This is a genomic window from Spiroplasma endosymbiont of Polydrusus pterygomalis (assembly GCF_964030825.1).
GTDB lineage: Bacteria > Bacillota_I > Bacilli_A > Mycoplasmatales > VBWQ01 > Spiroplasma_E.
In genome coordinates this window covers 1,278,375-1,294,540 of record NZ_OZ034964.1, presented here as the reverse complement: position 1 = coordinate 1,294,540, position 16,166 = coordinate 1,278,375, and the positions used below count along the sequence as shown (strand labels likewise).

At 25.1% G+C, this 16,166-nt stretch carries 13 protein-coding genes; 9 read left to right on the top strand and 4 right to left on the bottom strand.

Going from position 1 to position 16,166, the window contains the following annotated elements; genetic code table 4:
- The first annotated feature begins 10 nt into the window (after positions 1-10).
- The 6 genes from ACQH25_RS06475 (at position 11) to secA (ending at position 6,997) form a co-directional block, all read left to right on the top strand.
- Positions 11-328 (top strand): F0F1 ATP synthase subunit epsilon, encoded by a 318-nt coding sequence (locus ACQH25_RS06475; protein ID WP_425381190.1) that lies wholly within the window; start codon positions 11-13, stop codon positions 326-328.
- A 3-nt stretch (positions 329-331) separates the two neighbouring features.
- On the top strand, positions 332-556 hold the full coding sequence (locus tag ACQH25_RS06470) for a hypothetical protein (protein ID WP_425381189.1): 225 nt from the start codon (positions 332-334) through the stop codon (positions 554-556).
- 274 nt (positions 557-830) lie between these two features.
- The gene (locus ACQH25_RS06465) at positions 831-2,891 is read left to right on the top strand and encodes a PTS transporter subunit EIIC (RefSeq protein ID WP_425381188.1); all 2,061 of its coding nucleotides are present in this window, start codon (positions 831-833) and stop codon (positions 2,889-2,891) included.
- A gap of 99 nt (positions 2,892-2,990) precedes the next feature.
- Positions 2,991-3,710 (top strand): hypothetical protein, encoded by a 720-nt coding sequence (locus ACQH25_RS06460; RefSeq protein WP_425381187.1) that lies wholly within the window; start codon positions 2,991-2,993, stop codon positions 3,708-3,710.
- A 25-nt stretch (positions 3,711-3,735) separates the two neighbouring features.
- Complete coding sequence (locus ACQH25_RS06455; RefSeq protein WP_425381186.1) at positions 3,736-4,416, top strand: DNA alkylation repair protein; 681 nt, start codon at positions 3,736-3,738, stop codon at positions 4,414-4,416.
- Positions 4,417-4,612: 196 nt separating this feature from the next.
- Positions 4,613-6,997, top strand: coding sequence for a preprotein translocase subunit SecA (gene secA, locus ACQH25_RS06450; protein ID WP_425381185.1), 2,385 nt, complete (start codon positions 4,613-4,615; stop codon positions 6,995-6,997).
- Positions 6,998-7,049: 52 nt separating this feature from the next.
- Here secA and ACQH25_RS06445 read toward each other — a convergent pair whose 3' ends face one another.
- Positions 7,050-8,039, bottom strand: a complete 990-nt coding sequence (locus tag ACQH25_RS06445) for a hypothetical protein (protein ID WP_425381184.1) — start codon at positions 8,037-8,039, stop codon at positions 7,050-7,052.
- Between the two features lie 79 nt (positions 8,040-8,118).
- Positions 8,119-8,268: a hypothetical protein gene (locus tag ACQH25_RS06440; protein ID WP_425381183.1), complete on the bottom strand. Its 150-nt coding sequence runs from the start codon at positions 8,266-8,268 to the stop codon at positions 8,119-8,121.
- A gap of 208 nt (positions 8,269-8,476) precedes the next feature.
- Here ACQH25_RS06440 and ACQH25_RS06435 point away from each other — a divergent pair, with 208 nt between their 5' ends.
- Both ACQH25_RS06435 and ACQH25_RS06430 read left to right on the top strand, forming a co-directional pair.
- A complete protein-coding gene (locus ACQH25_RS06435) occupies positions 8,477-9,535 on the top strand; it encodes a BspA family leucine-rich repeat surface protein (protein ID WP_425381182.1) in 1,059 nt (352 codons plus the stop codon).
- A gap of 146 nt (positions 9,536-9,681) precedes the next feature.
- Positions 9,682-10,296, top strand: a complete 615-nt coding sequence (locus ACQH25_RS06430) for a viroplasmin family protein (RefSeq protein ID WP_425381181.1) — start codon at positions 9,682-9,684, stop codon at positions 10,294-10,296.
- Between the two features lie 1,159 nt (positions 10,297-11,455).
- Here ACQH25_RS06430 and ACQH25_RS06425 read toward each other — a convergent pair.
- Positions 11,456-12,655 carry a lipoprotein gene (locus ACQH25_RS06425; RefSeq protein WP_425381180.1) on the bottom strand — a complete coding sequence of 400 codons (1,200 nt, stop codon included), beginning with the start codon at positions 12,653-12,655 and terminating at the stop codon, positions 11,456-11,458.
- 781 nt (positions 12,656-13,436) lie between these two features.
- Here ACQH25_RS06425 and ACQH25_RS06420 point away from each other — a divergent pair.
- Positions 13,437-14,693 (top strand): hypothetical protein, encoded by a 1,257-nt coding sequence (locus ACQH25_RS06420; protein ID WP_425381179.1) that lies wholly within the window; start codon positions 13,437-13,439, stop codon positions 14,691-14,693.
- A gap of 397 nt (positions 14,694-15,090) precedes the next feature.
- Here the strand turns inward: ACQH25_RS06420 and ACQH25_RS06415 are convergent, their stop codons facing one another.
- A complete protein-coding gene (locus ACQH25_RS06415) occupies positions 15,091-16,080 on the bottom strand; it encodes a GMP reductase (protein ID WP_425381178.1) in 990 nt (329 codons plus the stop codon).
- Between the last annotated feature and the right edge of the window lie 86 nt (positions 16,081-16,166).

The following is a 16,166-nucleotide window of genomic DNA, read 5'->3' as shown; positions in this document are numbered from 1 at the left end:
GGTGAATAATATGGCATTAAATCTTAAAATTATTACTCCTGATGGTATTTTCTTTGATGGTGAAGTACAGTGAGTTAATGTGAAAACAACTGAAGGGTATGTTGGTATTCTTGAGTGACATACACCATTAATTGCTAATATTCAAATATCTAAAATGTCATTTAAAATTAAAGAAAAAGTTTATGATTTAACGATCTCGGGTGGACTTTTAGTAACGGATTTACATATGGTTCGCATTATTAGTGATAAAGTTGAATATACTTCAATTTTAAAAGAGCAAGAAGTAAGAGTATCTGATGAACGTATTAAAAGAGTTAGTGGGGTTTAATATATGCATGATTCACATTTAATAAAATGAACAATTGAACTAAGTATTTATCTTTTTAGTTTTATTGCTAGTGCTTTTGCCGTAAAAGCAATTCCTTTTACTAAATTTCTTGATCATAGTCGAATAAAAGAATCATGAATTTTGTATATGTTAACAACTTTAGTTTTTACTTATTGTATTGGGACACTATTTATTAAGTGTATTGGTTTAGATATTTGGTTTAGTTAGAAAATAATTAATTATAGTAATGTTTTTTTGGTAAATTTATATTATTTTTTAAATATCAAAATAATATAGTTTTATTTGCAGTTTGTTATTTTTTTGTTACTTAATTAGTATAATAAAAATCAAAAAATTATTTTTACCTATTTTTACTTGTTTTTACTATTATTGTATATATAATTATAATATGTATAATAATAAACCTATTTTTTTATGTTTTTTATGTGTATATACATAAGAAATAAATTTATTTTAAGAATAGAAGGAGATAAGTTAGAAAATGAATAATTTTTTTCATAAGAAAAAATCTTCCCCCACTGATAAAATAAACCCTAGCTTTACTTTTAAAGGAACTTTTAACAAATTAGGTGGCAAAATGTTTGGTAAAATGCAAAACTTAGCAAGAGCTATTGTTTTACCAATTGCTACTTTACCGATTGCTGGTTTATTATTAGGAATTGGTGGTGGAGTTGCTAGTGCTTTAAAGCAATTACCAAATCATGAAAATATTGTTGTTATTATTAATATTTTTTCAATTATGCAAGCTGCTGGAAATGTTGTTTTTGCTAATTTAGGATTAATCTTTGCAATTGCAATTGCTTTTGGATTTGCAAAAGCTAGTAAAGGTGTTGCAGCACTTTCTGGATTTATTACTTTTGCTGTTATGACTGCTGTTATTAGTGGTATGTTTTTTTGAGATTCAAAAACAGAAAAGCTAGGTTTTGATCCATGAAATTTAGGTGAAGGGATGTCTGTAACACCAACTAGTGGTAAAGATTCTGGTCTATTTTCTTCTGTCTTAGGATTATTTCCCACTTTTGATACTTCAGTTTTAGGTGGTATTCTTGTTGGTTGATTAGTATCAATTATTCATAATCACTCATATAATATTCGTATGCCAAGAATATTAACTTTCTTTGGTGGTGAGCGTTTTGTTCCAATTTTAGCTGTTTTTGTTGGAATTGGAATGGGATTGGCGTTTTTCTTTATTTGACCAATATTATTAATTGCTTTTAAAGCAGTAGGGAATGGTTTAGCAACAGGTATGAATACTGGCCAACTTACTACTGGGAAATTAACTGGTGATAATTTTCAACCAACAGTTGGTGGCGCCTTTATTGCAATGTTTTTTGGAATTACTGAACGTTTATTAATACCAACAGGATTGCATCATGTTCAATATGCACCGTTTTGATATACTGGAATTGGTGGAACTTGAACTAATGAAGTTGGTGATACATTTGTTGGAGCATATAATATTTTCTTCGGTCAATTTGCTTCAAATGCCGTTGGACATATGAATCAAACACCTGGTACGATGTTTATGAGTGGACGATTTGCATTTATGCAGTATGGATATCCATTTGCAGCACTTGCGATGTGAATGTTAGCACGACCAGAAAATAAAAAATTAGTTGCTGGTATTTTAGGATCTGCTGCATTAACTTCTTTCTTAACAGGAATTACCGAGCCAATGTTATTCTCATTCTTGTTTGTAGCTCCACTATGTTTTGTTTTCCATGCGTTTATGGCAGGAATTAGTTTCATGATGGCGTATTTATTAAATATAGTTATTGGTCAAGGTTTTGCTGCTGGCTTTATTGATTTTTCTTTCTTTGGAATATTACCAAGTGTTCTTGGTAAAGCAACCGGATTTTACTGAGTATTTGTTACTGGTTTACTTATGGCACCAGCTTATTTCTTTGGTTTCTACTATATTATTAAATGAAGAAATTATAAAACTTTAGGTCGTGAAGAAGGAGAATTGGCAACTAATTTAGCTTTACAAAGTGTTGAAAGTTCTTTAGATAAATCTTCAAAAAAAGGTAAAACAAAAGTACAAAATTTATTACTTGGACTTGGTGGTGCATTAAATATCATTGATGTTATTGTTAATGATAAAGTGTTAGTTGCAACATTAAAAAATAAAAATATTTATTCAAAACCTTTATTACGATTAAGTGGTACTAAAAATATTAAAGTAGATGATAATAAAATTGAAATCACTTATCTTGATGGTGCACAATCTATTTATCAAACTTTACAAGCAGAAATGAGAAAAGAACAAGTAACAGACTCTGATATTAGTAAAGATAAAAAAGATAATTTATCAGAAAATATTTTTAAAGGCCTTGGCGGACGCGATAATGTTAAATTGTTAGATAATTGTGCAACAAGATTACGTGTTACAGTTTATGATACGACTAAAGTAGATGATAATGTTTTAAAAGCAACTGGTGCTGTTGGTATCTTTAAAAAAGGGACTGCTGTTCAAGTGATTTATGGACCACAAGTTGGTAATATTAAAAATGATTTATTAAAAACTTGAACTCCAAAATAAACTATTACTAAAAGAAAATGAACAATTTAAAGGTTGTTCATTTTTTTAGTTTTAGTTATGGATAATGTTAAAATTATAAAATAGAATGGAGGGATTACTATGGATTTTAATGATGATGAAGTTGAACATTTAGAAAAAGCAATGTATGAAGAAGTACAAACAAATATAAAAAATGTAAAATTGACAATTGATGTTAATATTGTTATTAAAGATTTATTTAAATATATTAAATTAAAATGTACACAAAAAATTAGAACTATGGACATTTTAGCATTGTTTTTATCAGTATTTTCCATAATTCTTTCGATATTACTAACTGTTATTGATAAAGATAGTCAAACAATTAGTAATCAACTTTGAAGATTATTATATATAGTAAGAATATTTAAAGATTTAACTGTGATAATAGTATTAATAATCGCAATATTTATGGTTATTTATGAATTTAAATATTGTCTTAAACAAAATCAACAATTTAAATCTTTTTATGCAAGAAATAATGATTTTACACCAGAAGAAATTGTTGCTTCATTAATGGATATTAATAATATTTTTAGTTTTAAACATTGAAATCAAATTTCACTTCATATTAAACATTATAAAAAATGTAAATCATTTAAACAACATGCCATTTTAATTGCCATTTTGGATTATTACCAATTACCAATTAATAAATGAAATTTGATGTATTTAAATCAAACAATTAAATATTTGAATCGAAAACAATTCTGTCATATTTTTAGATTATGTGTATTTATTTGTTTAGCAATAATTATGGTTATTTTAATGAGCACATTCCCTTCAATATTTTTAAAATAATTTTTTTTAGATAGAAAGGTAGCATATGAAAATATTTAATGAAGAAATAGCAATTTTAACAACAATCTTTATTAACAATGCTGATATTAATGTCAAGAGTAAACAAGAAAAATTTCTAGTTAATAATTTTCAATTTTATGGCATTTTAACTAGTAAACGAAAACCTTTAGTAAAATCACTATTAAATAAATGAAATAAAACTTTACCTTTAGCAATTAAAAAAGAGTTATTTCGTGAATTATATTTACAAAAAAATCGTGAGTTTCAGTATACAGCAATGGAGTTCTTAAGTCTTTGATGAAAACAGAATTTAAATTTTAATGATTTAGATTGACTTTTATTGATCATAAAACATAATATTTGATGAGATACTACTGATTATTTTGATAATATTATTGGGGTACTGATATTTAGTAATTCTGATATTAGTATTAGAAATCAATATTTATTTAAATTAATAAATGATAGTAATTTTTGAATGCAACGAATAGCAATTCAAACACAATTAATGTTTAAAGAAAAAACTAATTTTGATTTATTATTTACATTAATTACGCCATTGCTGTTAACACCTAATTTTTATTTAATTCGTGCTATTGGTTGAGCATTACGAAATGCTAAGCGAGTTAATGAAAGCAAAGTAAATAACTTTATTAAAATTAATAATGTTAGTAAAAAAATAATAAGTGTTATTAATGAGCATTAAAAATAAATATGTTTTTTAAAGGAAATTGGTTTTTTAATAAAATTATTAGTTTGTAAAAAAATAGTACAAATCCAAAAAAATTTTTTTGCTGCTAAGCTTTCTAAGTGTTTTTATGTTAAAATAATAAAGGTTTTCTTATAAAATGAGAAATAGTAAATATAATTAATAATACAGAAAATAAATGGTGATTTAGTTTATGTGAGATCATAAAATTTTACGAAAAATTAATAAACAAGTAAAGGCAATAATTAGTCTTGATGAAACAATGAAAAAAATTAGTGATAAAGAGTTAGCAAATAAAACAGTAGAATTTAGAATAAGATTGGCAGAAGGTGAATCATTAGAAGATATTTTAGTTGAGGGATTTGCCACAGTTAGAGAAGCAGCGCGAAGAGTTAGTGGTTTACATCCATATCCTGTTCAATTAATTGGTGGTATTGTTCTTCATAATGGTGATGTTGCTGAAATGAGAACTGGTGAAGGAAAAACGTTAACTGCTGTTATGCCGATTTATTTAAATGCCCTTAGTGGTAAAGGTGTTCATGTTATTACCGTTAATGAATATTTAGCGGCGAGAGATGCTGAGTTAAATCGGCCAATTTTAGAATTTTTAGGAATTACTATTGGTGTTAGTCTTCGTGATCATTCTACTACTCAGAAACGTGAAGCATATTTAAAAGATGTTACATATACAACTAATTCAGAATTAGGTTTTGACTATTTGCGTGATAACATGGTTAAAGTTTATGCAGACAAAGTTCAGCGAAAACTTAACTATGCTATTATTGATGAAGCTGATTCTGTTTTAATTGATGAATCAAGAACACCTTTAATTATTTCTGGTGGTTCCAAGAATCGTACTCCTTTATACCAAGCATCAGATGTTTTCGCAAAAACATTAGTGCCTGAAGATTATAAGATTGATTGAGAATCACGTCAAATTTCATTAACAATAGCAGGTGTTAATAAGGCACAAAAACAGTTTAATTTAAAGAGTTTATTTGATATTGATAATTCAGAATTATTTCATCATATTCAAAATGCACTGCGTGCTAATCATGTTTTCAAATTAGATGTTGAATATGTTGTTAAAGATGGTGAAATTGTTTTAGTTGATCAATTTACTGGTCGTTTAATGCCTGGTCGAGTATATAGTGATGGACTTCATCAAGCTTTGCAAGCTAAAGAAAAGGTGGCAATTCAGCAAGAAACAACAACTGTTGCCACAATTACTTATCAAAACTTTTTTCGTTTATATAGCAAACTAAGTGGCATGACAGGAACTGCTAAAACCGAAGAAGAAGAGTTTGTAAAAATTTATAATATGCGGGTAATTAAAATTTCTACTAACAAACCAATTATTCGTGAAGATAAACCTGACCATGTCTTTGCTTCACTAAATGCTAAATTTAAATCATTAATTGCTGAAGTGAAAGAACGCCATGAGAAAGGACAACCAATTTTGATTGGTACTGCTAATGTTGATGTATCAGAACGAATTGCTAATATGTTAACAAAAGAAGGAATTAAACATGAGATTTTGAATGCTAAAAATCATGCTCGTGAAGCTGATATTATTGCTAGAGCTGGTGAAAAAGGTGCCATTACCTTAGCCACTAATATGGCAGGGCGGGGAACAGATATTAAACTTGGTGATGGTGTCGTTGCCCTTGGTGGATTAGCTGTTTTAGGTACTGAAAGAAATGAAGCGCGAAGAATTGATAATCAATTACGGGGAAGAGCTGGTAGACAGGGTGATCCTGGATTTTCACGATTTTATGTTTCAATTGAAGATGATTTAATGTTACGTTTTGGTGGTGAGAAGTTAAAAAAAGCTTTTGCTAGTTTAGGTGAAGATTATATTAAATCAAAGATGTTGACTAGATCAATTACTAGAGCACAACAAAAAATTGAAGGTATGAATTTTGATGCACGAAAAAACTTACTAGATTATGATAATGTTATCGCTCAGCATCGTGAAGCAATATATCGTCAACGCGATAATATCTTGCTTGCTGATGATTTATTAGATTTAATCAAAAGTATGCATCGAACAGTTGCTCGTGATTTATTAAATATTTTTAATAAAATTGTTGGTAGAGACCAGTTTATTGATTATGATGAATTAGTCAAAGGTATTGAAAATAAATTAATTAATGTTAATGATTTAATGCCAGAAAAGTTAAAACGATTAACTATTGAAGAAAATGTTGATCAAATTACTGAAAAATCTTATGATTTTTATTTAGAAAAAAGAGAAAAATTAAATAAAATTATTATCAAGCAAATTGAAAATAGTGTTATTTTACAAACTTTTGATCAATATTGAACTAATCATATTGATGCTTTAAGTAAACTACGTGCTGGAATTCATTTACGTGGTTATGCCCAGTTAAATCCGTTACAAGCTTATATTGAAGAGGCCTCAAAATTGTTTAATCGAATGAAGGTTAATGTTGCCCATCAAGTTATTATTATGTTGCATAGTATTGATCCAGAACAACATCAAGTTCGCGGTGGCCAAGATGTATTAGAAACAGTATTAGCAAGTAATGTTGAGACAAAAACTAAGATTGGATAGCTAAAAAAACTAAGCATATTATACTTAGTTTTTTTAATGTAATTTTTTATTTTTAATGATTTCTTTCTTTATATTTTCATGATTTTTTCTTAAAGATATTTTTATTTTTTTTGCTGTCATAAGTAGTAGTAGTTCAATTTGGAAAATTATTACCTTTAGTAACAGCATTAGTGTTATTCATAGGTACTAAGTTTTTAGTATAACTGTCACCACCATTAGTTATTGGTCGTTCATAAACAATCGTTCAATTTAAACTTTCGATGGCATCATTAAGTTTTGGTTGTGGAATAAAGTTATGTCAAAACATTAAAGCACCTGCATAGTCTTTGCGATATAATTTTGGATTAAGATTATTAACAATTTCTCCCTTATTTCATACTTCTTCAATTTGTTGTGCTGTTCATATTTGTTGTTCATCATTATTAGCTTGGGTTAAAGGTTCTGTTTTTTGATTAATTTCATTTTGAAAATAAAGAGTTTTCATTTTTAGTGACATATATTTTTTTTGTCTACTTTTTTTGATAAAACATAAACAAGATAATATTAAAACTATAAAATAAAAAGATTCTACTATTCACGGAATAATAAAAAATAAAACGTTTTTATTTTTAACAAAGTAACTTTGATAAAAAGCAGAATATCCTAGCGAAATGAATAAAATTGAACCAGTAATAAATAATAATGATATTCATAACATTATTCTAACTAATATCAATGAAATAAAATCATTAGTTTTTAGAAAAATAAAAGGAAATCCAATAACACCTAAAATTACGATGCTAAAGGCTAATACTATAATTGTTAAGGTTGGAAAGGTTAAGTTAAATTTAATAACCTTTTTAGTAATTATCGTATCAATAAATGCTAATAAATTATTAGTTTCAGTTTTAAAGAAAAAAATTCATACCATTCAACTAATTATTAAGGTCATACTTGTTAATCATGAAAAAACTATAATAAGTCAGTTATTATAATAATTGATATTTTTCTTTGTTGGAGAATTATTAGTATCAACAGTTTCTTGTAATATCTTTTTTTTCATTATTAATAACCTTATAATATTTTGTTATTATTTTTTCTTGTTTCGCTTTTATCCATAATATCTCTCCAATACTAAACGATTATTTTTGCGTATATTTTGTTACTGTATTATTGAATGCTTCTTGATAGCATTTTCCACTACAATATACAAATTTATCACGATATAAAGAATCAAATGTATATTCTTTCTCACATGATGATATAAAGCATTTAGTTGTAATGATTGCCATAATCTAAGCCTCCTTTTGATTTATACTATACATTTTACATGATTTCTTTTTTATCTTTTTATTAACTATTTTTTTATATTTTGCGTGTTAATATCGTTAAAATCAATTATTTATTAAAGATAATTTATGTTTTATTTTAAAAAAATGTAAAATATAAATAACTTCTTAAATTTAAGAAGTTATCGGGTAAGTAAGGGAGGATTAATTTATGAATTTTTTATTAAAAGCATTAAGTATTTTAGTGATGACAACGATGACAGGTGTCTTAGATAATGGACAATTATTAAATAATGGACAATTAAAAATAAGTTCTAAAAAAAATGATAACACACAGCAAGATACAATTTACATTGATAAAGATAAAAAGCAAGTAGCAACTAATGAGATAGACTTATCAAATATAGATAGTAAAGAAATTGTGCAAATTGGTTTTTTTGAAAATGGAGATCACGAAATTCAAGTTGTTAAAATGCCAAGAGTAATTGAGAAAGTACCTAATAAATTACCAACAGCAATTACATCTTTGAAAGATATGTTTAACGGATGTATTTTTTTTAATCAAGATCTTTCATTTTGAGATACTACTAATGTCATAGATATGACTAATACTTTCCAAGGAGCAAGATTATTTAATCAAAATATTTCATCTTGAAATACTACAAATGTAGTAAAAATGAGTGGTATGTTTGCAGATGCGATATTTTTTAATCAAGATATTTCTCCTTGAATTACAAATAATGTTATATATATGAATGCTATGTTTGCCGGTGCTAAATCATTCAATCAAAATTTATCATGAAATATAGTTAAAGTTAAAGATATGAGTTCAATGTTTTATGATGCCATCGCATTTAATGGTAATTTTACAAGTTTATCTCATGATAATAATGTCATAAATATGAGTAATATGTTTCGTAATGCCATTGCTTTTAATCAAGATATTTCAAGTTGAAATGTAGAACATGTGACAAACATGCGTTGTATTTTTACAGATGCAATATTATTTAATCAAGATATATCAAAATGGAATACTGTTAGTGTTACCGATATGGGTTATATGTTTTATCGTGCCTCATCATTTAATCAAGATATATCAAAATGGAATACTGTTAGTGTTACCGATATGGGTTATATGTTTTATCGTGCCTCATCATTTAATCAAGATTTATCAAACTGAAATGTCAAGAAAGTACGATGACATGGTTGATTTGCTACATATTCAGCATTTGCTCATGATCCTAAGAAATGACCTAAATTTATACGTTAGATTTTTAAAAATGTAAAAATTTTATTTAATTACTGATGTTTTTTCCATGATTATCATCAGTAATATTTTTTATTTTTAGTTATAATTATTAGATAAAGTTTTAATTTTATAATAAAATTAACATCAACAATAGAGGAGTCATAGTTATGGCGAATAAATTTTATGCAGTAAAAAAAGGTAGAATTACAGGAATATTTGAAAGTTGAGATCAATGTGAAGTACAAATTAAAGGCTTTGCTGGTGCTAAGTATAAACGATTTGCAACTAAAGAAGAGGCTCAACATTATTTAGATGGCAAAATGGAAACAAATTATAATGATAAATATGAAGTGATAGCATATACTGATGGTAGTTTTAAAGCAACAATAAATCAATTTTCTTATGGACTTGTTTTTTTAAATAAAGGTAAAAAGAGTACTTATTGTGAAAAATTTGATGATGAAAATTGAGCAAAATTAAGAAATGTTGCTGGAGAAATAATGGGTGCACAAAAAGCAATGCAGTTAGCTTTAGAAAATAATATTAAATCAATCTTAATTTGTCATGATTATGCTGGAATTAGTAAGTGGTGTACCGGTGAATGAAAAACTACTAAGGTAGAAACAAAATTATATAAAGCATTTTATGATAAAATAGCAAAAGATGTTACTATTTATTTTAAATGAGTAAAAGGTCATAGTGGTAATATATATAATGATGAAGCTGATGTTCTTGCATCAAAAGCGTTTACCTTAAAAAAAATATCAAATGTAATAATTTAACTATTAACATGATTTTATACAATAGTCAAAAATACTCTAGCAAAAGTGTTGCAATCACTTTTTAATTAGGGTGTTTTTAATTGAAAGTTTTTATTATTTTATTTAAAAAATCTTAAATGGATTCTAACAAGAAATTACCTTGAAGATAGATTAACTAATTAAGAAACTAGTCAAATGAATATTAAGTTGGGAACCTTGTGTTGCATCTAAAGTTCTTTCAAATCAATGGTATTTTAGATAAATATTTTTGTCATCATGATAAATCATGAAATAACAATCAATTTGTACAAAAGCACGAATGTTCCTTTGTCATGAGCACGTGTGTCATAATATGTCAAATCGATGCTGAATCGGTGATGACAAAACCTCCATTTGGACTATAATCATCTGGATTTCATCCAAGTTATATTATTAAATTTATCAGATATTTGCTTTGTATTAATATTTAGTTGTGAAGCAGAAAGTTTACTTTTATAGTATTGCGAGCTTATTTCTAAGTAGCTATCATTAGCAAATATTATTTTTGTAAAGTCTTGAACAAAATTTTGTCAATGATTACTAATAATAATTTCAGTTTTTAAATAATACTATTTCTGAACTTAATTCTTTTTCATTAGAATCCATTCCATTAAAACTTTTATCATCTTTATAATTTAAATTATTATTAGTAATATTACTGTAAAGATAATATTAACAACACGATAATAAACTTTAGTGTCAGTTGAAATAAATTGCGCCCCGGTATTAGTAATTGCATTTTCATCAACTGTAATTTTGTTTCAATCAATATTTCGATTAGTATTTAATTTTTGTCGTAATTATTTCTCTCCTTTTAGTTATTAATTCAATTATGTAAGGAATTAATTATAACAAATATTATTGATGTAATAGTGAAGAATAGAGCAGCAACTTCTCAGTCGGTTTTAACAGTAGTATCTAATAATGTAATCATTTATAATGAATAAAAGAGAAATGGATAATGGATTTTTTTAAACAAGATAAATTTTTACTTTGTTTGTTTATAATCAAATTTGATGCTTTAAAATTGATTTTCGTTCAGGTTTTTGTTTAATAATTGCTTTGTCTTTTTTATTAAAATTATAAAATATTAACTAGTCTCTTAACTTTATTTACCATATTTTTACTTGCTTAAATTTGTTTAGTGTGATAATTTTTCACTTAAATAAATTGTTGCTTTATTTTTTACTGCTCCTGCAACATAAATATTGTTATTGTTATCTATTATCAAACTATTAATGGTACCAGTTGTTCCTGTCATTGCGGTAAATGTATTGTTATTAATTGATTTATAAACACTATCATTACCTCTACTATTTTTATTTACAGCATAAATATTGCCATCTTTATCAGTAGTTAAATTAGTAACGACACCAGATACTACTATTTTCATTTGTGTGAATGTTGTGCCATCAGTTGATTTATAAATAGAACCGTTATTGTTTCCAAAATAAATATTGTTATTGTTATCAACTGTTAAGCTTTTAGTTGTAGGAGTTGAATATATTGAATCAAATTCTTTGCCGTTATTTATTGATTTAAAGATACCACTTGGAGTTGCAACATAAATAGTACCATTTGGCGCAATTGTTAAATTTCAAATTGCATAACCTATATTTTTTTTTATGGTAAATGTTTCTTTATCAGTTGATTGATAAAAATTACCATTACTACTTCCAGCATAAATATTGCCGCGTTTATCGACTGTTAACGCTTTGATGGTACCAGTTGTTCCTGTCATTTTTGTCAATACATCCATGTTATTTATTTTATAAACATTATCATCACCACTACTTGTAACATAAATATTGCCATCTTTATCACTATTTAAACTATTAATGGTACCTTTTATTACCGTTATTGGTGTAAATTTTTTGTTATCAATTGATTTATAAATATGACCATCAGTTGTTGAAATATAAGTTAGATTATTATTTTTTTTAATATTTTGAATTATAGCATTGTTAGCTATGCCATTAATATCAATAGCTTTAAAATTGTTATTATTGAAAGTTAAAGAAACTTCGTTTTTATAATTATTTTTACCAATTATTGTACTATTTTTACCAGTTGCACTTTCTCCTATAAATTCAAAATCATTTTCAGTTAATTTGGCTACTGATGTATTTTTAGCTTTAATTTTTTCTAAAATTTGACTTTTAGTTACTTTTTCAGCTTGTCCAATATAAATACTATCTAAATTTTTATCTGTAATAATTGTGTTTAAATCAATTTTTTTGTCTTCATTATTTTTTGTTGGACTACATTCACATCCAGCAACATTGGTAGTTGTTGTTGCACCTAAAGTAATTGCACCTATCATAGTTAGTAATTTCTTCATATTTTTTTATCCCCCAATTATCTTCTAAATTTTCTCATATAATTCTACAATATTTTTGTGTTAACTTCTTTGATAAACTTTTTTTTAAAAGTGTAATTTAGTACATAAATGTTAATCGTTGATTAACATTTATTAATTTACCATTTTTAATAAATTTAAAGTTTTTACACAAATTTGCTTTTTAAATTTCTTTTTTTCTTTTCAAGATAATTTATTTTATAAATATTTTTGCCAAATTTTACTCGATACTAGATTCTTACTATCAGATAATAGACTATTTATTTTAAATAGGATATTTTTTATTTTTTTTGTTTTTGGAAATTAACTTAGGTTTTTTTAAAGATTTGGTTACTTTTTTGAAATAGATATTGATTCTTTAAATTATTCAAAAAATTTAATTCCTTATTATTTGTATAGTTAAGTAATACTTTGAAAACAAAGGGGTTATTAAAAATTTTACATTCATTAGTTTTACTAAAACGAATACCAAGTGCATTTAAAATTTCTTTTTTATTTTTTTTAATTGTAATTGTAATGTGTTAATTATTGATATTTATGATTTCTAACATTAGTAATCTACTTTAATTTTTATAATTATCGTATAAATTATAATAAAATTATTTTAATTTTTAAACTCTTTATAAGAATGATAGTATATATCATGTAATTTTTTTAAATTTATATACAATATAAAAGAAAAACTAAATATAGTTTTCAATCTATTATTTTTTTAAGAAAGTAATGATTTTTTTATATTTAAAAAGAAAGGATATAGAAATTAGTGATAGCAGTAGTAACGAGAAAGGAATCAAGAAATTCAAAAGTAGAAATTAAAAAAATAGATACAATCATAGCAAGAAATAAAAACCAAATTAAAGCATTAGAATTAGAAAAACAAAAATTAGAAAAAGAAAAAAATAAATATTTTGCAGAAATTAAAAAATTAGACAAAACAATGAAAATTGATGAAATTTATCAAATTAAAAAACAAATTAAAAATAATAATGAAGAAATAGCAAAGTTAAAAAATATATTACCAAATAAACCACTTAAAAAAACATATATGATTGTAACATCGGAAGCTGAAATTAAAAAAGCAAATGAAAATATTATTAGTGAAACAGCAAAAGAAGAAAAAATATATACTGATATAATAACAATGGAAATTGAAGGAACAAATTTAGAACAACAAATGGAAAATTTCAATGATAATAATTTAGATAAAACATTAGATTTATGACAATTAAAATTAAAAACAACAAAATTACTCATTAAATTAGAAAGAAGAGAATGTAAAAGAAAAAAAATATTTGCTAGAATTGCTAATAATGAGTTGATAATAGCAAATAAATATTTATTGATAGCACAAAAAGATTGAAAATTATATCCAAATATTAGAACAAAAAAAGAGATTTTTAATGGAGAATTAATAGTTAAATTAAAATACAAAATGAATAACATGTGTGATTTAAATCTTGGTATAAGTAAAAAAAATTTAAAGATAACAAAAATTAATAAAATGATAGCGAAATTAAATCTTAATATAAATGAAAAAAATATTGAAATTAAAAATTGTTTTGCAAAAATAAGACAAATTTATAATTCACAACAGATAAAAGTAGAAAATAAAAAAATATGCAAGTCGCCTTTAATCTGATTAAATAAATGTTTTCAAAAATATAAGTATCAAATAATGTTAAATCAATATCGAACTCAATTAAGAAAATTAGAAAAAGAAATAACAAGATTGGAAACAAATAAATTAACAGGAAATTTTTATAATAAGTTGTGATTTATTATTAGTTGTGGTTTTTTTAATAATCATCAAAAAAATGAAAATAGAGATGAAAAAATAGCAAAATTATATGAAATTAAAAAGAAAATTTATGAATTAGAAGATCAGAGAAATATCCAAGCACAACAACCTTCTTTAATATCTAGAAATGTTGCATCTTGGAATGAAGTTACAAGACCTAACGACCCTTTTAATGAAGTTCGATATAATAATCAAATTGCTTTTCCTTCTTTTTTAAAATAATTAATAATAACAAATTTAAATGGTATTATTGATGCTAAATTTTGTGTGTTGATTATAAAAAAATATCCTGTAATTTCTATAAACGTAATATAAGTTTTTAATTCATTATTTTGCTTAAAGATAAATGAGTTTTTTATTTTAAGGAAAGATAAGAAGATCTACAATTTGTAAAAATTAGCGATAAAAATTATAAATTTTAAAGAAGAAAGGAAACAATTTAATAATCAGTAACTACAATTAAAATATAAAAAAATTTAAAAATATAAACTACTTATTAGTCAGTTAATTGAGAATATTATAAAACCAATCAATATTCCTATAAAAAGTAATTATATTTTTAATGTAATAATTATTAAAAATAAAACTGCGCAAATCTAAGTAGTTTTATTTTAATTTATTACCGATCATCACCATTGTTAATAGTACCCTTAACAATGACATAATCACATTTAGTTAATGAAGATAAAACTTTTCCACCAGCATAGGAAATAGCAGATTGTAAATCTTCTTCTATTTCTTGATAAGTACTAGCAATTGAACCTTTGTAAGGAACAAGTATTTTTTTACCTTCAATGTTTTTTGCTTCTGCCTTATTAAAGATACTTGCTGAACCAAAGTATTCTTTATATGATTGACCATTGATAGTAACTATTTTGCCAGGTGATTCATCATAACCTGCTAAAATACTTCCTGCCATAATCATAGTTGCCCCAAAAGCAATTGCTTTAACAATATCACCATTACATCTAATGCCGCCATCAGCAATTAATGGTTTAGTAGTGCTTTTAGCAACATCTTGTAGGGCATTTAATTGTCAACCACCTGTTCCAAAACCAGTTTTTAGTTTTGTAATGCAAGCTTTACCTGGTCCAACACCAAACTTAATGGCATCAGCACCTCATTTTTCTAAATCGTGAACAGCAGCTTTTGTCATAACATTACCAGCAATAATAAAAGGTTTATTTTTAGTTTTAGTAAAAGTAGTTTTGATAAATTTTATCATTTCTTCCATGGAAGAACTATGACCATGAGCAATATCAATAGTGATAAATTCAGGAATTAGGTTTAATTTCACTAATTGGTTAAGTAATGTTTGATCTTCTTTTTTAATGCCAATACTAATAGAAGCATATAATTTTTGATCATGCATATTTTTAATAAATTTAATTTGATCAATGTTAAAACGATGCATTATATAAAAGTAACCATTTTTAGCTAGCCAAACACATAGGTCTTCATTAATAACAGCACTCATATTTGCTGGAATAACCGGAATTTTAAAAGTAAACCCATTTAATTTAACACTAGTATCACATTCTTTTCGTGATTTAACAATGCTTTTATTTGCAATTAGATTTATATCTTCAAAATCAAATTTTACATTCATTTTTTATTTATTCTCCTTATTATTGGTTATTAATTGTCGTTACCAAAATAATACATGATATTTATTACCACACATTAAAATACTAA